We start from the raw sequence: 21,591 nt of genomic DNA, 5'->3' as shown, positions 1-21,591 counted from the left end.
ACTAATTTGAATAGTATTTATTAATTGTGAATAAAATTCACATAGTAAATACGCAAAATTTACACAGTTTATTAGTCTTAATTCATGTATTTCTAAGCATCTTTATTAAACTAACCTAAAATCTACCAAATACTATTAAAAGTCAATAGAAAATCTATTGGATGCCACGTGTACAACTAAACTTTTGTGATGGATTTTACCTTACGTAATACTATTTACACAAATGAACTTGAAAAAATTGAACAAAGTTCTTTATCCATCCTTGACACGTCCAGACAAATCATCATCTTATCTCGCAATACATTAAATGATTTCAAAAAAGCTATTATTAAAACGGATTTTGTCTCAATTCCAAAGGAAGTAGAATTCTTCAAACACCAAAAACAAATCTCTTTAATTCAACTTATCTATTATACCGAAATACGGTCTTTTGAACTTCAGTTTCCAAAATCAAATGTTCAAGACCAAGAAAAAGTTCTAAAGAAAAAACTTAGAAAGCTTAATCGATTTTATTTATATAATATTGATTTCAACCAATATGTTGAAGCTAAACTCTATCACTTCGATAAACAATATTACACCAGAAGTCATTTAGACAATTTCTCAATCTCATCATCAAAATTTTATTTTCAAGATCCAGATTTTAGCACACCTCGTGATATGCTTTTAGGCAAGATTAAAGCCTATAGGCTTTTTATTAATTACCTAAAACTAAGGCTTGACAAAATAAAAAACAGACAATCTACTAATGAAACGGAAAATACAAATCTAAAATGGACATCTTCTAAATCTGCATTGACAGAATTAATCTATGCCCTCTATTTTAATCGCGTAATCAATAATGGTAACGTGGATATTAAAGAAATTGCTACAGCCCTACAAAAGGTATTACAATTTGACCTTGGGGATTTCTATAAAATATTCTCTGAAATCAAATCTCGAAAAATAAGCAGAACCAAATTTTTGGATGATTTATCCAATGGTTTACTTCTTCAAATGGATAGCGCTGAAGAATAAAAAATCTTCATTTTTTTAACCACATACGGTTGACCTCCTGCTTTCATGTTTTTGTTCCAATTATCTACTTTTTCTAATCAACAATTCACTCATAACAATACCAAAACCCGCCAAATAGCATCAAATTTAATAATGTTAAAATTTGACCATACTCTGGTCTTACTTGTGATTAAAATCCATCAATACTATTCAAATTTGTAGAACGAAAGTCAAATCAGGTCAAGGGCTATCATTTTAGTTAAAAGCAAAATGGTAGTTCTTTTCTAAAAACAGTTCTACTATGCCAGCAACAATAATTACTACAGATGATCTTATGGATTTCAAACTTGAACTACTTGATGACATCAAAAAACTTTTAAGTAAACAAGCGCAAGGTAAGCTGAAGAAATATCTAAAATCTTCGGAACTCATGGACTTACTTCAAATTAGTCCTGGCACGCTTCAGAATCTTCGAATTAAAGGCACACTTCCCTATACAAAGGTAGGTGGCATTATTTTTTATGATTCCGAAGAAATACAAAAAGTTATGGACAATAATCGCGTGCACCACAAAATCGATTAAGAATGTATGAATTATATAAAACATCTCAACGCTGTATTTCAAAAATTCTATGCAGACAAAAGACTAAACACAACACATGTCAGCTTGTATATGGCTTTGTTTCAATTTTGGAATTTAAACCGATTTCGAGAAGAATTTTACATAGACAGACAAGAAGTTATGGAACTTTCAAAAATTGGTTCGACAGCAACTTATCATCGCTGTTTAAAACAAATGGATTCATGGAATTATCTAAAATATTTCCCCTCACACAATCCATATAAAGGCAGTAAAATCAAGTTGTTCAATTTCGGTACAACCTCTGAACAAGTTGTGAATGAGTTTGAAACAAGTACTAAACAAGCATTGATACGTAATACAAACATTAATAAACAAATAGAAAACATAAATAAAACTAAGCTACCAAAAAATGAATTTGAAGTCATTGATTTTTTTAAAAAGAAAAAATGGCCTAAAAATGAAGCCAAGAAATTCTACAACCATTACCAAGGCATCGGTTGGAAAATTGGTGGCAAAATAAAAATTGAAGATTGGCATGCTACCGCAAGTAATTGGATGCTTAAAGCCAATAAATTTGAAACTGCAAATGCAGTTCCTCAAAAAAAGGACAATCTGAGAACCAATAAAAACAAAGATTATGGTCAACCCTTGTAAAATAGTCGAAGAACACAAAACGTATGATATTGGCACATTTGATGGCAAAGAAGTGATGTACGATTTTGAAAAAATCTTAATCTACCTCGATGTTAAAGGAAAAATGTGTTTTGGAAACGGTTTTAAAATCTACGAAGAAGACCATCCAATCATTTTAAAACTCTGCCATTATTTCATAAAAGACAAAGAAAATTGCGAGAAAAACGAGATTGATCCCAACAAAGGCATTTTACTTTCTGGTCCTGTTGGTTGTGGCAAAACGAGCTTGATGATTTTGCTGAAAAACATTGTTCCGTTGCAAAAACCATATATCCTAATTCCTTCTAGAAACATCGTATTTGGTTTCAATCATATTGGCTACAAAACCATTGAAGATTACGGTTGTAGACAGTTTTTCTGTTTTGATGATTTAGGTGTAGAACCTATTGGAAGACACTACGGAAAGGATTGTAACGTCATGGGCGAAATCTTACTCTCACGACATGAACTTTTTATAAACCATCACATAAAAACACACGGAACTACAAACCTAAATGCTGAAGAATTGGAAGATTTATATGGCAATAGAGTCCGCAGTCGCATGCGAGAATTATTCAACCTTGTAGCATTTGACCAAGATACTAGCGATAAACGAAAATAAAATATAAAAATCATGAAAATAGCAACTTTTAATGTTCAGAACTTATTTCACAGAGACAGAAGTCTTTTAGCAAAACTAACCGAAAATTTAACTACCGATTGGACAATTGAGCTTGACGAACTTATGCTTGAACCCTCTAAATCTTTAAACCAACAAGATCGGATTAGAGAATTATCATTTTTAATTGGTTTTGAAAAATCAAGTCCAAGACCTTATGCGGTTTTGAGACGAAAAGCAGGTTTTCTCTTTATGAAAGGTCTTAGCCATTCTATTGATAGTAAAGCTGGTAATCTCACAGATTGGAATGGATGGATAAAACTTCAAACCGTTCCTATTCATCAAAAATCAACACAACATAAAGCCCAAGTTATCGCCAACGTAAATCCAGATATTTTACTGTTACAAGAAATTGAGGACAGAGCATCGTTTGAAGATTTCAACCAACTCATTTTACCAGAGTTTGACTGTAAACCTTTTAATCACTCTTTTGTCATTCAAGGCAACGATATGAATAGTTTAGAAATGGGAATAGCATTGCGACAAGGCTATAATCTAGAAGCTGTTAGAACCCATAATATCAATGCTACAGTTAATAATGATGTCAAAAATTTGATTGAATATGAAATTAGCACACCATCAAATGAAACCATTTGGGTGGTAAATGCTTATTTAAAAAAGCCCACAAAAGATAGAAAAGAGTCTGATAAAATTAGAAAAAAACAAGTTTGTAAGATTGCAGAAGTTTACAAAAAACTGATAGCTGAAGGTAAAACCAATATCATCATAGCAGGCACATTTAATGCGCCCTCTTATTGTAATTCTCTATCGCCCTTAATCCAAGATACAGACTTGAAAGATATTACAAAGCATCTCTCTTTTGAAGTGGATATCGATAAGGGAAATGATGGTACTTATTTTAGATTAGGCGCTTATAGAATGGGTGTAAATATTAAGCAGAAAGATTACATGTTGTTCTCTCCAGCTTTATTCAACAAGATGAAAGATAGTGGTTTAAATCGCAAAGCGATGTGGCCAGAAAAACATCCGCAATGGTCTATCTATAAATCTGTTTCCAATAGAAATGTTGCTGCTAGTGAGCATCCTTTGGTTTGGGGGAAAATAAAATGTGACTTTGAATAAATCTTTCCTGAATAGTATTTAAAATAAATACTACTATACCATAAAACAACAAAGGCTAAGTAACTAAAAATAAGTAATTTAGATTATAAATTTTATTAGAATACTTGACATTTTTTCTAGAAATCAATATTTTGTTTCACACAATAAATTTTGACTAGTCCTTATATAAAATAATATTTTCTCTTATTAAATAAGCTTTAGAAGAGCCTAAGTCGATCATCAAGTTTAAAAACCAAAGAAATTCTTCAAATAAAATACTATCTTCTTTTATAACTTTGATTTGATTTTTAAAAACCTTTTGGATTAACTTTTCTCCATAGTAGTATTTAAACTCCTCCAAGTTTTTTGCACTTGATTTTAAATGTTTATTAAGAGTTGTCAGTCCACTTGGCATTAATTGTTGAAAACCAATTCCAGAAAACAATATTAAAAGAGATTCTATATCTGTCTCTTTTAGGTTGTTAATCTGATTTAAAAATAAACTATGTTTATTATCTAAAACTTTCCAACTTATAGCGTCTGTCTTCCAATATGGTGAATACAGTAAGAATTCTTTAATAAAAGCATAATTTTGATTGTCTTTGATAAAATTAAAAAGTTGAGTCCAATAAGTCCAGAAACTGTTTTTATATTTATCGTTTTCATTGTTCTTATCTATGTAAGTTACCATATAGTTTAAAAGGCCGTTTAGATATTCAATAACCTCTCTACCACTTTTCCAATCAAATTTCTTAAGGGAATATTTTAAGATAATATCGAATAATTTGAGATTATTATCACTAGTATCATTGAATATTAAAAATGCAGCAATATTTCTTTGAATGTTTAACCCTATTTTAAAAAAATGACTTCGTTTCTCATCAATAAGATTCTCTATATGGCTTTCCAATAAATCTTGCAAAAATGCTGTTGTAAAGTAAAAGCTACTTTCTATAGATAAAATATCCAGCGCTTTAACTAGATATTCAGTAGAGTGTGTTTTATAGGATATTTTTTCAAGTTTTAAATTATCATCTTTGGAATTAAATATAAAATCGAATACATCCTTTTTTTCTTTATCAATTTTAATCAGCTCTTCTTGACTATATTTTCTTCCGTAACTAGGATATTCTTTAGTTATTTTGGCATACATAATTAGCCCAAAAAAGCAATTGTAAGCAAAAGCATAATCAATTTTCCATAATTGATTTTTAAAATTAGTATATAGATCTCGGACATCAACGTCATGTTCAAAATCGACATCTAGTATAAAAAAGAAAATTAGATTGTATAACTCTTCTAATTGTTCTTTACTTAATTTTTCCTTATGTTCAATTAAGCTAGGTAAAAACTCTAATAAGTTGCCTTTGTCATATATGTTGAGTGAAAAATCTCTATTACTAAAATCATAACTTCTTTCAGACTTCTCTTTATAAAGCTTTTTAGAAATTTCTAGAATTGTATTGATACAATATTGTATTTCAGCATCTGGTAATTGGTCTTTAAAAAGTTTAATACCCAAGATAGATAGAGTTCCTAATGGAATATTATCAATTATAAAATCTTTTGAAGTATCGTATGTTTTAAAAAAATCAAGACATTTTTTCCAATGTTCATAAGTTTGGTTTTCATCAGATTCGTTATTGTAAGTTTTGGTTGTCCATAAGCTATAGCTTGCTGCTTCTTCTCTTAACGTATTCTCTAACGATACTTCTTCATTAAATTTTGATAATTCTTCATCTTTGCTATAATCTGGGCCAACATGATATGTGATTTTCTTATCATCTCTGCTTACTTCTTCAGCTTTAAAATTTCTTGCATCTATTTCAAAAACTAGTTTTTTGTCTAAAATATCATTATCATCAATATTACTTTTAAGAGCATCAATTCTTTCAAAAATTTCTTTGTTATATGTTCTAATATTTGTTTGATGTAGCAATATAAAACCAATTAAACCATGCCAGTATTTCCTACGATGTTCCCATTTTGAAGCTTCAATTCTTTCCGCATCAGCGACTCTACCCTCAACAGTTGCACTAGGAAAATGAAGACCTAATCTATTACTTAAGGTAGATTCATGAAGCGACCTATTTCTATCCCATTTTAAAAAATCAAAATTTATAAGAGGTAAGAGTTTCTCTTTTGTTTTTAACGGATAAGCCTGCGCTATACTTGATAATACAGAGATAAGTATAACCGAGTTTGCTTTGTCATATATCTCATCAAAAATCCATAACAATATTTTATTAGTTTTATCGAAGTCTAACTCGCCTAGTTCATATAGGTATCTTTCTAAAGCAATTACGACTGATTGTAATAGATCTGGCACAGTCCATTGACCTTCCCTATAAATAGACCACAAATAACTAGAACCATATATTCTTCGTTCAGATTCTCCTAAGAATAAATTTGTGCTTGTGATATCTTCTTGCTTTCTTAGTGTGTTTTCGTTTCTATCTGATTTGACAAAATTTTCAGCGCAGTGATTTGTAAAATCTATTACGAATTGAGTTCCTTTTACTGGATTATGGCATAATAATCTATAAACAAAGGTCTGATATGCGCTTTTGGGAAAGTATTCAAAATTATGTTTATCAACTAGTCCAAAAAAATAAGGTAGTTCTTTCCTTTCAGGAAAATAAAATCTAGAATTCTTTTTCCTTTCTTCTTCTCGCTTTTTTTCTTTTTCTTTATCTATTTTCCAAAATAAATTGGCAATAGATATCAACTCATTCGGAAAAATCTTTGTCAGCTTTCCTGAGTAAAGATGAGATAACGCATACTGAACTCTTTTCCTTTTATAATCACTGAGAGTCCAGTCACTTTCTTTATCGTTTTGATTTGCTATTTTTGTTAAATACCCTTTTATTTTAACAGGTACAAATTCTGCTAAATCATAAAGTAGCTTTATAGTTTTGTATAAATCTTTTTTTTCATTTGATCCATTCATCCAAGAAGATTTATTCTCATAATCCTCTAAGAATTTGTGTGATATCTCCCCTACGTATTTATGAGTTTTACTGCTATTACCTGAATTATTCTTTTGAAGAATTATTTGCCAATCAAAAAATGATTTAAGAATTAATGGGTATGCGTTTTCTAGTGATTGAATATTTTTATGAATTAATTTAAATAAAATATTCCAGGCTAGTCCTTTAGGATATTGTTCTGAGTTTTTACATGAAACTCTCATTAAATGAAGAAAACGCATTAAAAGCTTATTATTATCATCTAATAAAACATGCTCATTTTCACTAACATATTTTTCGCAATAATTTGAATTTAATATGGCAGTAATAGTTTCATCTTGCCAATGATTATCTATAGAACTGGTTTCTATTGTGATATGAATAAAAGTATTAATCCATTTGCTTTTAGGCTCTGCTATTTGTCTTTCAACCCACAATCTAAAAGCTCTTCTCATTGCAGGTTGGTTTCCTAGGTTATTAAAAAAAGAATTGGTGTTAGGGAAGTTGCTTTTGTGAATTTCAATATGCTTTATAAGTGCCCAATCTTCAAATATATCGTGAGATGGTGCATACAAACCATTTTCTTCAAATAAAATACCATCATTTTTTAAATCGTTTACAGTATCAACATCAAACTCTTCTACGCTTGTTAGTAAGGTTAATTTTTTTGCTCTTTTAACTGCAATATTTATAAATGTTTGACCTCTTTTGTTGTTTGCAGGATCTTCAATTATGAATTTCCATAACTCTGATTTAAATTGGTTTTCTGAGAAAGTAGAATAATCTTGAGTTGTTTTATTTATAAGCTTCGTAGCTAAACTTAAGTATTTTGGATTTTTAATTAATTTTTTGAGATTTTCATTTTTTACAAAATCTTTTAACGCAGGTATTTTTTCTATAAAAAAGTTTAATTCTTCCTCATTTAATTCAGGAATATGAATTTTACAGATGGAATCTTTTTCTGAATCAAAATATTTAAAGAGTAATCCCTCTAAAGCATAGTCTCTACATGAGACAACAACCTTAATATCCCTGTATTTGTTTAGGATTAATAAAAGTTCTTGAAATGCTTCTCCATGACCTTCAAGTAATTTTTCAAAACTATCAATGTAAATGATTTTATTTGGTAGTAAAAAGAATCTTGAAAATAATTTATCAATTTCTTCTGTAACTCCCATTTTATTAAGAGTTATACTTAGTCTACTTTCAAGAAATTGATCTGCTACAAAAGAAAATAAGCAAGTGTTTTTAACACTGTTAAGTATTTTTTTTGAGTAAGCTGATTTTCCCATACCAGCACCTCCATAAAATATAATAAATTGATTTTCAAATAAAAGTTTATCAAAAATAATGTTGCCTATTAAGTTTCTATCTAAATGAATATTATTGATGTCCTCATTGATTTTTTCAAGAACGTACTTACTATCGTTCATTAGTTTTTGAACAGAAATAGAAGAAGTTATTTTGAAATTATCTTTAAAAAAATCTAACTCTAATTTTAATTCTTCTCTAAGTAAAGTGGCTGCTTTGTAATTTTTGTTTGATATGAAGTGGTAAATTTTGCTTATAATATCATCTGCTGTAAGATGTAAATCATCTTTTTTAGCTAGCTCTACAACGGTTTTTAAATGATTTAAATAGATGCTATTTGTACTCGTTAAATCATAAGCTAATAAATCAATAACTTTTAAAAATGAGTATACATCAGTTGAAGTAATACTCGGTTGAATTTCTTTTATTATGTTGAAGAATGTATCAAAGACCTTCTTCTTTTCTTTACTAGAGTTTAAAAGATTTTCAAATCCTTTAAATGTTGATTTGTCTTTTGCCCAATCTAAAATGACTCTGACATGATTTGATTCTTTCTTATTTAAAGAGTTCTTTATAATCAAAAACCTATCATGTTTTCGATTAAATATATTTGCATTATTGTAATCTTTCCAGAAATCCTCTAGAACTTCCTTTAGTATACCGTTGTTTTCTGTAAATGATAACTCATGTTTTACTTGAACTAACAGTTTATATTTAATACTATCGGTTGATTCAAAAAAAACAACTAAATCATCTGTTTCATAGTTTTCAGAATTCCCTTGTAGTAATATTGAAGATATTTCCCCATTCGGTAAGCAAGGAACTCTTCCGTTAATGAGCATATTAATAACGAAAATTGTTTGAATGCTATTCTCAAAAGAAATTCCACCACCACCGGTTGAAAAGGGATTTGACATATAATTTTTAAATTAATCAGATATACATTTTTTCTTAAAAACCTAATATAGATAATAATCATTATTCTACATAGTTAAGATATGCCGAATTTGATAAAATAATTTAAAATAATATGGTTCTGGATTAATAATCCTCTTTCTTCTTTAAAACATCACGATATATAGCTATCAATATTTCCTTGATACTCTTTACAAACTCTAAATATAACTCACTCATAATCCTAAAAATTCAATAATCGATTGAAGTATAACCAAAGCAACAGCGCTTTGAGACTCTTCTTTAGATAGATATATTGCCTCGTCGGTTTGAGATAAAAACCCAAGTTCTAAAAGAATACTTGCACTACTGTTAGAACTATCTCGAAGCACTTGGAAGTTTCCATATTTCAATCCACGTTTTTTAATGCCAAGTATATCAGCTAATCCTTTTTGTATGGTAAATCCTAAATAGGCAGATTCTTCTGCTTGCTCTTCGCTTTTAGGATGAATGAAAACTTCCGTTCCTGATGCTGTTCTATTTATAGCTTGATTGCAATGTATCGAAATAAACATATTAGCTTTTAGTTTTTTGGATAGTTGTGTTCTATCCCCTAAAGATATTAATGTGTCAGTATATCTTGTTAGAAATAACATTAAAGGATTCTCAACTAGCTTATTATTGAGCACCACTATTTTAGAAGCAATACCCAAAGCAATATCTTTTTCCTTTATACCATTTCTGGTTGATGCACCAGCATCTTTTCCGCCATGTCCAGGATCTATTACTACAATAGGATTCCTTACTTGGTCTTTACCATTTTGTGCATAAGTAGGATTAAAAAATACTACACAAAATAGTAAGAATGCAATTTGATTTAATGTGTTCATAATAATCGTTTTAGATTACACAATATTCAAAAAATCAACCACTTCCTTAATAATCTTCAAAATATTAACACCAATTAGCGTTAAAATTTAGAGATTTTCTTCCTTCAATTGAATTTCATAATAGATTTCACAAAAGTCTTAGCAGACGGCGAAGTATGACGTACTGCACAGATATTAAAAATTTAAAATCTATTCGTTATGAAAAAATCAATTTTTGTCTTACTCACATTCTTGCTAACATCAGCTTCAGGCTTCGCACAAATTGGCGGTATTGAAGATTCTGTAAACGATGTTTCAGATACCATTAGAACCATTTTCCCAATCATTCTAGGTGTCATCTTTCTTGTTGGATTCCTGTTCAACGCTGGTCATTTCTTTGGCGAAAACGCAGACCTTAAAAAAGGTATTACTCGTGTTTTAGTATTTGTTCTCATAGCTGGTGCTGTGGTAGGCATCTTCACTTACTTAATAACTATCGTAGTATAATGACCCTCATTGAGGGCTTTATTAGAATAGCTGTATGAAGAAATACGAAGTATATAAAAACATTAGAAAACGGGCAGTCATTTTTGGATTGCCCATTTCCCTATTTGCTTTAATGATGGTTTCAGTTCTCGCATCATTATTAATCATCATTTTCTCTTTCAGCTTTGGGTTGATAATTGGCATTCTGATTTTCAATGCAGCTCTATATGTTGCCTTGACGCGCATAACAAACAATCCGCAGCTTTTTCAGATGGCAAAAGCTTTTCCAAGAATTATAAGTAACAAAAGAAATTCAGGCTTCGATTATGAACAAGATTAATCTTTCAGCATATCAACCCATTGTAGATATTCAAGATAATATCGTATTTGCCAATAATGGCAATGTGGTTTTATGCTATGAAGGTAATCTGCCAGAAATTTATTCCTTATCCGAAAAGGATTTTGAGGATATGCATGGTGCATGGTTTCAAGCTTTAAAATCGTTACCTATTGGAACTGTTGTTCACAAACAAGATATCTACCTTAAAAAATCTTATTCTTCAGAAAAACTTCCAAACACCACCTTTTTAGAAAAAGCCACCCACGCCCATTTTAAAGGTCGTGGACACATAGAGCATAAATGTTATTTGTTCTTCATTTTAACCAAGAACAAAGCACTTAACAATCCGAAATACGTCAATCCCTTCAGAAAAATTTCAAAAGGCATTGTACAAGAATTGGATGATAACATTAAGAGCTTCGTTAATTCTGTAAACGATTCTGTTTCCTTTATAAATAATAGTAGAAAAATAGAATTCCTTCCACTAAATGCAGAAGACATTCAGCAATTAACTAGTAGTTATTTCAATGGTTTCAATGAAGGATTTGATACCGATATTTTATTAGAAAAGAAAAGCGTCAATATTGGCGAAAACCATTTTGATGCGCTTGCCATCAACAGCGAACTTTGTTTTGGCGAAAGCGTACAAAGTAGTAAAACCAATGAGAAATTCACTTCGGATGATTTTGTGTTTCATCAAGGATTTATTGATGGCATAGGACTTACACTTAATGAAAATCATATTGTTAACCAGATTCTTTATTTGGATGACAAACAGAAGTGGCGCAAGCTACTGGATAAGAAAATAGAGGAACTTAATAAGAGTTCCAATTTTGGTTCACAGAATAAGGTTGTTCTTGGTAAAATTCAGCACATTCTAGATCAAATCAATGCAGATGACAATTCGCGAATTATACGTGGTCATCTCAATATAATTTATTGGTCTAAAGATGTTAAAGAGCTGGATAAAATAACTTCTAAAATTAAAACCGAATTCAAAGAATTGGATATCACCCCTTACTATCCAAGAGGCGAAGAGCGCAAAAATTATATACTGAACAGTTACTGTTGCTTTTCTTCCAATTTCTCTAACAATGATTTATACGTAACGGATTTAAAACATGCGCTTTGTTTATTCATAAATAACACCAACTACAAATCGGATAAAACAGGCATTATCTTTAATGATAGAGAACATAACATTCCTGTATTAAAAGATGTTTGGGATGAAAAAAAGAAGCGAATCAAAGCTAGAAATTTTGCCGTTTTTGCGCCCACAGGCGAAGGCAAATCATTTTTAGCGAATAATATTCTGCGTCAATATTTTGAAAGAGGTGTTCGCTTAGTTATTATTGATTTGGGTGGTTCTTATACTAAATTCGCCAAGCTCTATCCTGAAAAATATACCGTTTTACGATACGAAAGCGGAAAAAACTTAGGTATCAATCCCTTTTACATTAGTGACGTAATAGATTTGACACCTGAACGGTTAGAGGATTTATCAGTATTTCTTTTTGAATTGTTTGCTTCAGATTTAAAAGTAACCAAAGCACAATCGGTTTCCGTTAAAAAGATACTGCGTCATTATTATAACAGTACTTCAGAAAATCATTCTTTGGAAGACTATTACAATTTTATAGAAAGGAACCAGGAAGATCTTCTGAGCACCTTAAAAATCCATCCCGACTACTTTAATGTTACAAGTTTTTTACACGTCATGTCTGAGTATGTTGGCGATGGTCTATATAGTTTTCTATTCGAAGTTAGCAAAGACCAGACCTATAAAATTGAGGATAAAAGATTGATTGTTTTTGAACTAGACGAAGTAAAAGACAACAAGGAAATTTTGTCCGTAATGTTGAAGTTGATTAAATCTGCTATCCAAAGAACTATTTGGAAAAACAGAGCTGAAAAAGGCATCATCTTATTCGATGAGTTTGCCAAACAACTGAAGTTTGAAAACGTACTTGAAAGCGTAGAATTCTATTATCAAGCCATCCGGAAACAAAATGGCGCAATTGGTATAATTCTGCAATCCATCAATCAGCTACCAAATAATTCAACATCAGCTAGCATCTTAGAGAATACCCAAGTCATTTACAGTCTGAATAATGAAAAAGGTTATGAAGAACTGGTTAAAAGACTCAACCTCTCTAGCCATGATTTAAACCAATTAAAATCCATTAAAAACAATCTTTCTGGTCTACGGAAGTACACCGAAATGTTTATCAAAATCGGAAAGGAAAGCAACATTTTTAGACTCGAAGTTCCTAAAGAAGTGTATGCAGCATATTTGACCGATGGACAAGAAAACGAAGACATAATGGCCATTTATGAAAAAAGCCAAAATATGGAATTGGCTATAAAAGAATTCACATCTAAAACATAAAAACAATGAAAACAAAAATCAAAACATTAGCAGTTGGGTTAATCTTTAGTGTTGCCCTTTTATTGCCTGGCGGTGCTACCGCCCAAGGAATGCCCACTTATGACAATACCAATTTTATCAGTTTAGTAAAACAACTTGTAGAATCTGGTAAACAGACAGCTCAAATGATAAAGTCTGTGAAATTCTTGAAGGATGCAAAAGAAGCCATAGAAAAAGTATCTAGTGTCGTACAACAACTTAGAGCGGTAGAAGAAATTGCAAAAAACAATCAACGTCTTATTCAAGTCATGCAAAATGATTTACAAGATATTTTGAAATCGCCTTATATAAAACCCGAGGAAGTTACACGAGTTGCGGAATCCTTTGATGCCGTAGTGCAGAACTCTTTGGATATGGTAGATTTTATTGATGAAATACTATCGAGTGATAATCTCAAAATGACCGATGCTGAACGGGCGGAAGTTCTTAAAATGATGGAACTGGAATCTAAAAAAATGGTTTCTAACATTACTACGAAAACGAAACGTTACAAAGACATTATTTCCTTCAGAAAAATGCAGGATAAAGTCAATAATCGCGAAACAAACTATTAAATATGACCGCAACCATCATCTTAGGAATTGGGCTAGAATATATCGATACGGTATTTCAAACCATACAAAACAGTAGCTTTTCGCAATACACCATTGCAGGAATGAAAACGCTTGCTGTGTTGTTTTTTCTAGTCAATATCCTAAAGAAATATAATGAAGGTATTGCGGATAAAGATGGTTATTCTTGGGGATTAAGTCCTGGCGAACTAGCAAAGAATTTTGCTGTAGTGTTATTGGTTATTTTTTCAACGCAGGTGTTAGGGTTTTTCGATGGCATTTTAGTTGCCATTGAAGGACAATATAGAGGGACTGCACCTGCGTTATTACCATTGCAATTACAGGATTTACCACTTGAAGAAGAAGTTGGTCTTTTGGATGCTGCGAGTATGGCAATGACTTTGCTTTATGAAGCTTTAGTCACACCTCTTTATGGATTCAAGATATTAGCTTTTATGCTCAGTACAATCTTGTGGATTCTTGACCTGTTTATCTATCCTCTATTTTTAGCAGAACGCTTCTTTCTTTTAGGAATTATGCAAGCGTTTTTTCCATTGGTTATAAGTCTGGCTGTATTTGAAAAATTCCGTTCTCTTGCCTACACATTTTTCAAACTGTATGCTGCTGTCTATATGTTAGTGCCCGCATTTTTTCTAGTCAATGTATTTGTCAACGCCATCTATACTGAAATTAACACCAATTTCTGGACCAACTTATTTGGCACCGATTTTGGCCAGGGATTCTTTGCGCCAGTTGTTCAATTAGGTTCGGTGGGCTTTATCGTATTCCTGAAATTTAAGTTATACAAACGTGCTACATCTTTTACTCTTAGATTGTTTACCAGCTAATTCAACTCACAATGAAAACACCTTATAAAAATATATACAACGTTCTAAAATTGAATCGATTTATCGTTTTAGCAGTAGTCGTTTGTGCATTGCTATCTAGTACTTTTTCAGTTTGGATGGCATTTAATACGAATAAAAACGCAATGAATAGTGCTTTCGCCATTAATACAGATGGCAGTATTATTCCGCTGAAGCTCGTTAACCAAAAAGAAAATTTTAAAGTTGAAGCTTTAGCACATTTAGAACTGTTTCACAATTACTTCTATAATATCGATGCAAGCAATTATGAAAAGAATCTAAAAAAGGCGCTTTGGTTAGGTAATAGTTCCGTGGATAATCTATATCGCCAGAAAAAAGCTGATGGTGTCTATAATCGATTATTGCAATATTCATTAGTGCAAAAAGTACTGAGTACCGATTCTCAGATAACAGAAAATAATGGCTCATATGGTTTTACTACAACGACCATTTTTGAAATCAATAGAGGTTCTATAATCGACACATATGAATTGGTTTCCACAGGAAACTTAATTATGGTTGACCGAAATTTCCCCAACAATCCACACGGACTTTTAATTACAAATTATTTCGAAAACACTTTAAAAAAACTAAACAACGAAAGCCCATAATGGGCATTTAAATATCACTCTTATGAAAGTAGAAAAGAACAAAATAGTATTTATAGCAGTATTGGCTATTGTTTTCATATTCCTGATTTCCTATTCCGTGATGGTAATGGGCGACGATGAAAGCGAGAATGACAACCTTGAACAGACCTTAATACCAGATTTGGAAGAAAATCAAAAAGAGTATGATTCTAAATTGGACGCTCTTAATGATTTAAAAGAAGTGCGTGAAAACAATGCCCCTAGTATCTATGATGAAAAATTAATTGATTCCTTAGGCTACTACGATCCAGATCTTCCAGAACGTGAAAGGAAACGTATTGTAGATAGCATTTATAATGCAGGCAAAATTCAATATTCTAATAAAAAATATCAAAACTTCGGACAAAAGAAAATTGAGCACAAGCAACCCGTAGAAATTGATTCTTCAGATATACTTAGAGAACTTAAAATTGAAGCTAAAGAATTGGGGCTGGAACATCAATTGTTTTTTGCTGCTGCCCCCAAACCCAATGAACTTTCAATTATCGAAAACACAGATGCAACTATTTACGTGGTTGTTGATGGCGACCAAATTGTAAAGGCGAATACTAGACTAAGAATGCGGCTTACTGAAGCTGCAACAATCAACGGTAAACAAATGCCCAAGAACACATTTTTATTTGGGTTCATAAGCTTTCAGCCTAATCGCGCATTAATTGAAATTGAAAATATCAATCATCATCCCACAAAACTCAAAGCATTCGATTTACAAGATGGTAGCGAAGGTATTTATGTGGAAAACAACTTTAGAGCTGAAGCGACGAGTGAAGTTCTTGACGATGTTATAGGCGATATCAACATCCCAACTGTTCCCCAAATAGGTGGAATCACAAAAGTATTTAGACGTAGTAATCGAAATGTAAAGGTTACTGTATTGAACAATTACAAACTTATTCTAAAACCAAAATTATAAGTCCATAATGGACATTTAAAAACGCACTCTTATGAAAAAGTATATCAGCATTTTAACTCTAATTATTGTTTCCGCTTCTATGAATGCGCAAACAACAAACCCTCTTGATACTATTTATGCAAACGACACAAAAAACGTGGCACTCTTTTTTCCTGAGCCTATTCGTCAAGGCATAACAGGTTCAGAAAATTTTGTATTTACCTACAATCGTGAAAAAGAACAATATTTCGGCTTACTACAAGCCAAACAAGGAAAAGAAAGTAACCTACTAGTAATCAATAGAAATGGTTCGATTTTTTCGTATATTGTAAGGTATAAAGCGCAGCTTTCAAAGCTTAATTATTTTATCCCGATGACAAGTAGCATCGGGAATGAAAAACCAAAAATTAAAGATTCGATTCAGTCTGAAACTTTTGAAAAAAGCATTGATAATAGCACATATTATTACCAAAAATTCTGCTCTTATCTTCTTGATAGAAGACAATATCTTGGAAGATATATAAGACGAAATAATAGTGTTATCATGAGGCTTGAAAATATTGTTTTTGATAAAGAAGAGCTCTACTTCGTTATTCAAATTAGGAATAATTCTACTTTGGATTATGATTTGAATTTCTTGAACCTTTCCGTTGAAACACGACAAAAGGGGGAAAGAAAATCTTTACAACGCTTGTACATAGAGCCTATTTTCAAACATCATCTACCCTCTAAAATTGTGGTAAATGAAACGGTAAGATTCATATATGTCATGCCGAAATTTTCTCTATCCAATGACCGAAGGGTAGTTTTAGAATTAAACGAAAAAGATGGCGAACGAAATATTGAAATGAAAATATCACATAAATATATCAATAACCCAAATTAATAATATTATGAAAAGAATAGCCATTTGCTCACTTGTAGCCTTATTTATTTCTTGTGCTGGAACAACGAATTCAGATCCTGCATCGGTAGCAGAAATCGTTGCAGAAAGCTTCTATCAAGGTAAAGAAGCCACGCTTAAAAAGCATACAACACCTGAAGGTTTTGCCACATTTTCCAACCTTCAAAAAATATTTGCCAAACCTAAAGGTTCGGAATCAAATTTTAAACTTATTGATGAAGTGACTGAAGGCGATGTTGCTTGGATAAAATACTCAACCTCTTATGATAAAACACCAGGCATTTTTAAATTGGTAAAGCAAGATGGTGTGTGGAAAGTGACTGTAAGAGATCCTAAGGAAAAAGCGCCTTTGTAAACGACTTTCATTATTTTTATTTCAACTTTATTTTCCAATAACCTCTAGTACCATCAATGCGTTCTAAGTAGCCTCTTTCCTTGAGGTTACTAAGGTGCTTTTGAATAGCAGATTCATTAATATGTAGAACTTCTGCAATACCAGAACGACTTATTCTAATATTAGATGCTATCATTTTAAGAATTTCTTTTTGTCTAAGAGTTAATTCTTCTAAAGCATCTATTTCTTTATTTACTTCTTTATCTATTACACCACTTACTTGACCACCTATTAGACCACCTTCTAGACCACCTATTTGACCACCTTCTTCTTTATCTACTTTAGTAGTAAGTTCTTTAGTAAAAAAGGTCATTCTAAGAAAGTTTTCAGAAAAATTAAAACTCTCTTTACCATAGTGTTCTAAAATACGAGGAATACCAGAACCAAGTTGTTCTACTAAGTCCAGGTCTTTAAATATGCGCATCAGTTCTTTGTTACGAGGGACTGAAAATCCTTCAAAAAATTCTTGTTGACTCAACCCTTCAGGCAAACCTCCAGCAGATGTGATTTCAATTCTATCTGAAAAAACCTCAAACTTGGGTGGCACTTCATTGGTATAATCATTATGCACAAAAGCATTAATAATAGCTTCACGCAAAGCAATAGGATTCCAAAGATGGCTTTGTTTCCGCTCCTTTGAAGTGATTTTTGTAGCTGTTCTGTTTTCTACAGCAATTTTATCGATGACTTGTTTAGTTGCCTTCGCCAAACACTCGTTACCATACTCATTGCTTTCTATTAAATCTGTTCGATTTGTGCCTGAATATTTAGCGACTTTAATAGACGTATTATTCTTATCTGCTAAAAGATAAGCTGCATAATTATATGCGCCATCTTCTGTAAGTAGTTCCAAATTTTTAGCAAATGTGTTACCTAATTTATAGCCAGATTCTTCATAATATATTTTCAGTTGGCTAAACGTTAAGTCTTGGGTAGCTGCTTTAATTTTACTTATGGAATTTCGAGTACGTTTAGAAAACAGAGTATCAATCATTTTTTGAGGCATAGGTTCTGCAGCAGTTCCAATACGGATAAAGCAACCCTTTTCACTCATACCATATTTTCTTATATGATATGGTTTTTCTGGTCCACTAGCAACAATGATTTTTATAATATCCTTGCCCTCGCGTTCTTCAGAAACAATATCAAACAAGCCTAATGCTGATGGTTTAACATTATTTTTCAACCGATCCTTTATCTTTAATTGGTCACTATCAGAATCTGTCAAACCATAGGTGTTTCCAGTTTTATCGATACCTATATAGATAATGCCACCTTCTCGATAATTCAGAAAAGCAATGACTTCTTTTTCTAATCCTTCGGTAAGTTCTTGTTTGTATTCTATGCGATTGGTTTCGGTCATGAAAAATGAAATGGTCTTAATAATTTCTAACTAATTACGCTATAAAGATACTGATATTAATTTTTGAATATAGATTTAGCTTCTTCATAAACCTTATCAAAATTAGCTTGTAAGTCGGCATCAGAATAGTCTTGTCGTTTAGTTGGTAATCGCTTTTCAATTTTTTGAAGTTTAAATTGTACTTTCCTGTCCTTTCCATCTGCGAACGTAATAAACTCGCCTTCTTTCAATCTAAAAAACACATCAGCTCTAATTTTAGCGACTTCACGCTCTCCTGTTGTAATTCGTGTATCAAAATTTAGATTATGCCCTCTGTTTACGCTTGTAGTTTCTTTCTTTACGATTTCAAAAAAGCGTTCGTAATATTTCGCTGTGTCTGGATCGTTTACTTTTCCAAAGAATTGATACGATAAATTACTTAGAATCGCTTTACTCGCCTTATCGCCATACATCATATCATTTTGAATTTTGTCTTGCATCACGTAAATCGTAGCAATATCATAACTACGCAATGTAGCTGGAATTCGGTGCATATTCAATAATCTAATCGTCGGCGCTTCTTCCATTAAGAGAAATGAAGCATTTGAATTTCTCACACTCATTTGCTTCGTAATGGTATGAATAATAGTCGCAATAATTGGCGAATAGGCAGTTTCATATTTCGGATTATTGACTACTGAAATCGCTAAAGGTTTCTCCTGGCTATTTATATCTAACGGCACATCATCTGCGGATAAGGTCATAAAAATACGTTGCGTACTTATTTTTTTGAGCGCATTGGCCAAAGTGCTTTTTACTCCAGCGGTTTGTCTATCAGAATCCTTACCACTAATAAAAGCATCAGCCATTGCTCTCGATGTTGTATTTAAACTCAAAAAAGCAATTAGACTGTCTGTGTCCAGAAATTGATAAATGGCAATTAAATGTGGCAACGTACAAAGGTGTGGGTATGACGTTCTCAGCATCCAAATCAAACCACCAATTAAACCTTCAGCTGCATCATTAAAAAATTTTGTTGTTCCTATACTTCCGGACTCTCTTTGCTCTAATAAGTTTTCTATAAGTACTCTTGCGACTTCATTTACGCTTTCTTCATTGGTCATATATCTTGGTGCAATTGGATTTACTCGGTCATGAATATTATCGAAAGAAATCACTTTGAAATCAATCTCATTGTTTTCAAATAAAGGAAATGCCATTTCTGTGATTTCAAAATTCTTGTAATCGTGAATCACACCAGAAAATTTGTGTTTACTAAAATGCTGAAGAAAATTAAAAACGACGCTTTCGGTTTTTCCGCTTCCTGCAGAACCAATTATTGAAGCGCCTCGTTTAATGTTGTTTATTTTGAAATTTCCACGCTTTACTTTAAAATGAACTTGGTGCTTATCATTAGAATCTAAAATTTCATTTTCCTTGTGAAGAAATACATATAGAACCGTATTGATAAGTAAAAGCGGACAACCAATATAAAGTAACTGTATAACCCATTGCATAACATATGGGCTCATTCTGAAAAGTAGACCTAAACAAATTACAGTCAAAATTAGATTTATAAAAAAAGCATATCGAATCATTTTGAAAAGACTAGAGAACACCAAGCTCATTCCAAATAATAATCCAATAGTAAATGTGACTCCTTGTATTTCCATGTTATATGCCTATTGAACCAGATTTAATCGCCACATCCACACCACGCTTTAAAGTCCTAATTGTTTTTAGTGCTAACTGCACTTGATTTGTTGGAATACTCATAATAGGTACTCCAGATTTTGAAAGCATTTTAAATGCTATCGCTTTTTCACTTCCTGGCAATCCTAACAATGTTGTGAAGTATAACTTTGGATTCTTAATGAAATCTTTTTTCGATTTATAGGATTCAGCATAGTTGCGTTTATAGCCAAATGTTTTGTCAAAAGTGCTTTCGGCTTTTGTGAAAAATGAATCTCTGTCAAACCCTCGTTTTACAATTTTACCATGCATCTCAACTTGTGAAGCTTTGTGTTTAGATCCTGGCGATAAACTCACAGAATTTGATGCATCCTTTCGGCTCACGATAATATGAATATGACTTTGATTACCCGATTTTTTCATCCCTTGAACAATCCGTTTTCCATTTTGTTGGTGTGGTGCTTCAGCTTCGAGTTTGATTATTTGAGATTTCATTTTCTTTACATTTCCATCTAATTGATGGTTTTCTATTTTTCGAATATCAGTTTTAAGCTGAAGTATTTTTGAGGCATAAGGTTGGTTTTCCTTTACCTGTTTATCTGTGCCTTTAAATGTTCTTTGATGCTCAATTTTTGCAAAATACTTTATGTCGTCAACGGTTATCGGCTTACCATTAATTTCACGATTGAATGACGTTGCATAATCGTTCATTATGGCTCTTGTATATTTTTTTAAATCCTCAGAATTATTTTGCAATTTTCTCAATTCATATTTACTAGGACTAACTGTAATTGAATAAAATTTCGGTTCTTTCTTTTTCAGTTTTGCGGTATTGCCATCGATTTCTTTTACCACTTCTTTGGCTTCAATTTCATCCCCATATTGATTAAAAAAATGCTCCACATCTTCTTGCTCCAAACCTTGATTTTCCTTCTCCAGATACTCAGCAAAATCCGCAGAACTTTGCGAATAACCGCCTCCTAATTTTTGAGCTGTAATTGTGATGTACAT

The 21,591-nt window shown here is 31.7% G+C and carries 19 protein-coding genes; 14 read left to right on the top strand and 5 right to left on the bottom strand.

Features of this window, described 5'->3' with window-relative positions:
* Positions 1-189 precede the first annotated feature (189 nt).
* The 5 genes from DFQ06_RS16155 (at position 190) to DFQ06_RS16135 (ending at position 4,013) form a co-directional block, all read left to right on the top strand.
* Positions 190-1,017, top strand: a complete 828-nt coding sequence (locus DFQ06_RS16155; protein ID WP_133968904.1) for an RteC domain-containing protein — start codon at positions 190-192, stop codon at positions 1,015-1,017.
* A gap of 280 nt (positions 1,018-1,297) precedes the next feature.
* Positions 1,298-1,579, top strand: a complete 282-nt coding sequence (locus tag DFQ06_RS16150) for a helix-turn-helix domain-containing protein (RefSeq protein WP_042506661.1) — start codon at positions 1,298-1,300, stop codon at positions 1,577-1,579.
* Between the two features lie 6 nt (positions 1,580-1,585).
* Positions 1,586-2,233: a hypothetical protein gene (locus tag DFQ06_RS16145; protein ID WP_133968902.1), complete on the top strand. Its 648-nt coding sequence runs from the start codon at positions 1,586-1,588 to the stop codon at positions 2,231-2,233.
* Positions 2,217-2,873 carry a P-loop NTPase family protein gene (locus DFQ06_RS16140; protein WP_133968900.1) on the top strand — a complete coding sequence of 219 codons (657 nt, stop codon included), beginning with the start codon at positions 2,217-2,219 and terminating at the stop codon, positions 2,871-2,873. The genes DFQ06_RS16145 and DFQ06_RS16140 overlap by 17 nt, the downstream gene beginning before the upstream one ends.
* Before the next feature lie 12 nt (positions 2,874-2,885).
* Positions 2,886-4,013, top strand: coding sequence for an exonuclease/endonuclease/phosphatase family protein (locus DFQ06_RS16135; protein WP_133968898.1), 1,128 nt, complete (start codon positions 2,886-2,888; stop codon positions 4,011-4,013).
* A 154-nt stretch (positions 4,014-4,167) separates the two neighbouring features.
* On the opposite strand, the gene DFQ06_RS16130 is transcribed toward DFQ06_RS16135, so the two are convergent.
* The gene (locus DFQ06_RS16130) at positions 4,168-9,189 is read right to left on the bottom strand and encodes an NACHT domain-containing protein (protein ID WP_133968896.1); all 5,022 of its coding nucleotides are present in this window, start codon (positions 9,187-9,189) and stop codon (positions 4,168-4,170) included.
* 213 nt (positions 9,190-9,402) lie between these two features.
* A complete protein-coding gene (locus DFQ06_RS16125; protein ID WP_133968894.1) occupies positions 9,403-10,056 on the bottom strand; it encodes an N-acetylmuramoyl-L-alanine amidase family protein in 654 nt (217 codons plus the stop codon).
* Positions 10,057-10,254: 198 nt separating this feature from the next.
* Here DFQ06_RS16125 and DFQ06_RS16120 point away from each other — a divergent pair, with 198 nt between their 5' ends.
* Genes DFQ06_RS16120 through DFQ06_RS16080 form a run of 9 tightly spaced genes read left to right on the top strand, consistent with a single transcriptional unit; the run spans position 10,255 to position 17,507 of the window.
* Positions 10,255-10,542, top strand: coding sequence for a hypothetical protein (locus DFQ06_RS16120; RefSeq protein ID WP_042506640.1), 288 nt, complete (start codon positions 10,255-10,257; stop codon positions 10,540-10,542).
* A gap of 34 nt (positions 10,543-10,576) precedes the next feature.
* Positions 10,577-10,861 carry a hypothetical protein gene (locus tag DFQ06_RS16115; protein ID WP_133968892.1) on the top strand — a complete coding sequence of 95 codons (285 nt, stop codon included), beginning with the start codon at positions 10,577-10,579 and terminating at the stop codon, positions 10,859-10,861.
* Positions 10,848-13,250, top strand: a complete 2,403-nt coding sequence (locus tag DFQ06_RS16110) for a TraG family conjugative transposon ATPase (RefSeq protein ID WP_133968890.1) — start codon at positions 10,848-10,850, stop codon at positions 13,248-13,250. Before DFQ06_RS16115 ends, DFQ06_RS16110 begins: the two co-directional genes overlap by 14 nt.
* Positions 13,251-13,255: 5 nt before the next feature.
* Positions 13,256-13,843 carry a conjugal transfer protein gene (locus DFQ06_RS16105; protein ID WP_133968888.1) on the top strand — a complete coding sequence of 196 codons (588 nt, stop codon included), beginning with the start codon at positions 13,256-13,258 and terminating at the stop codon, positions 13,841-13,843.
* A 2-nt stretch (positions 13,844-13,845) separates the two neighbouring features.
* A complete protein-coding gene (locus tag DFQ06_RS16100; RefSeq protein WP_133968887.1) occupies positions 13,846-14,688 on the top strand; it encodes a hypothetical protein in 843 nt (280 codons plus the stop codon).
* An 11-nt stretch (positions 14,689-14,699) separates the two neighbouring features.
* Positions 14,700-15,317, top strand: a complete 618-nt coding sequence (locus DFQ06_RS16095) for a conjugal transfer protein TraK (protein WP_133968885.1) — start codon at positions 14,700-14,702, stop codon at positions 15,315-15,317.
* A 22-nt stretch (positions 15,318-15,339) separates the two neighbouring features.
* Complete coding sequence (gene traM, locus DFQ06_RS16090) at positions 15,340-16,269, top strand: conjugative transposon protein TraM (RefSeq protein ID WP_133968883.1); 930 nt, start codon at positions 15,340-15,342, stop codon at positions 16,267-16,269.
* Between the two features lie 31 nt (positions 16,270-16,300).
* A complete protein-coding gene (locus DFQ06_RS16085; RefSeq protein WP_133968880.1) occupies positions 16,301-17,134 on the top strand; it encodes a DUF4138 domain-containing protein in 834 nt (277 codons plus the stop codon).
* Positions 17,135-17,141: 7 nt separating this feature from the next.
* Entirely contained in the window at positions 17,142-17,507 is a 366-nt protein-coding gene (locus DFQ06_RS16080) for a hypothetical protein (RefSeq protein WP_133968878.1), read from the top strand.
* Positions 17,508-17,523: 16 nt separating this feature from the next.
* On the opposite strand, the gene DFQ06_RS16075 is transcribed toward DFQ06_RS16080, so the two are convergent.
* Genes DFQ06_RS16075 through mobB form a run of 3 tightly spaced genes read right to left on the bottom strand, consistent with a single transcriptional unit; the run spans position 17,524 to position 21,591 of the window.
* A complete protein-coding gene (locus DFQ06_RS16075) occupies positions 17,524-18,909 on the bottom strand; it encodes an RNA-binding domain-containing protein (protein ID WP_133968876.1) in 1,386 nt (461 codons plus the stop codon).
* A 56-nt stretch (positions 18,910-18,965) separates the two neighbouring features.
* Positions 18,966-20,561, bottom strand: a complete 1,596-nt coding sequence (locus DFQ06_RS16070) for a type IV secretory system conjugative DNA transfer family protein (protein WP_133968874.1) — start codon at positions 20,559-20,561, stop codon at positions 18,966-18,968.
* A 1-nt stretch (position 20,562) separates the two neighbouring features.
* Complete coding sequence (gene mobB / locus DFQ06_RS16065) at positions 20,563-21,591, bottom strand: MobB family relaxase (RefSeq protein WP_133968872.1); 1,029 nt, start codon at positions 21,589-21,591, stop codon at positions 20,563-20,565.

The sequence above is a fragment of the Algibacter lectus genome (assembly GCF_004368925.1).
Classification (GTDB): Bacteria; Bacteroidota; Bacteroidia; order Flavobacteriales; family Flavobacteriaceae; genus Algibacter; species Algibacter lectus.
The sequence above is the reverse complement of the archived record's forward strand: the minus strand, read 5'-3'. Positions and strand labels throughout refer to the sequence as shown.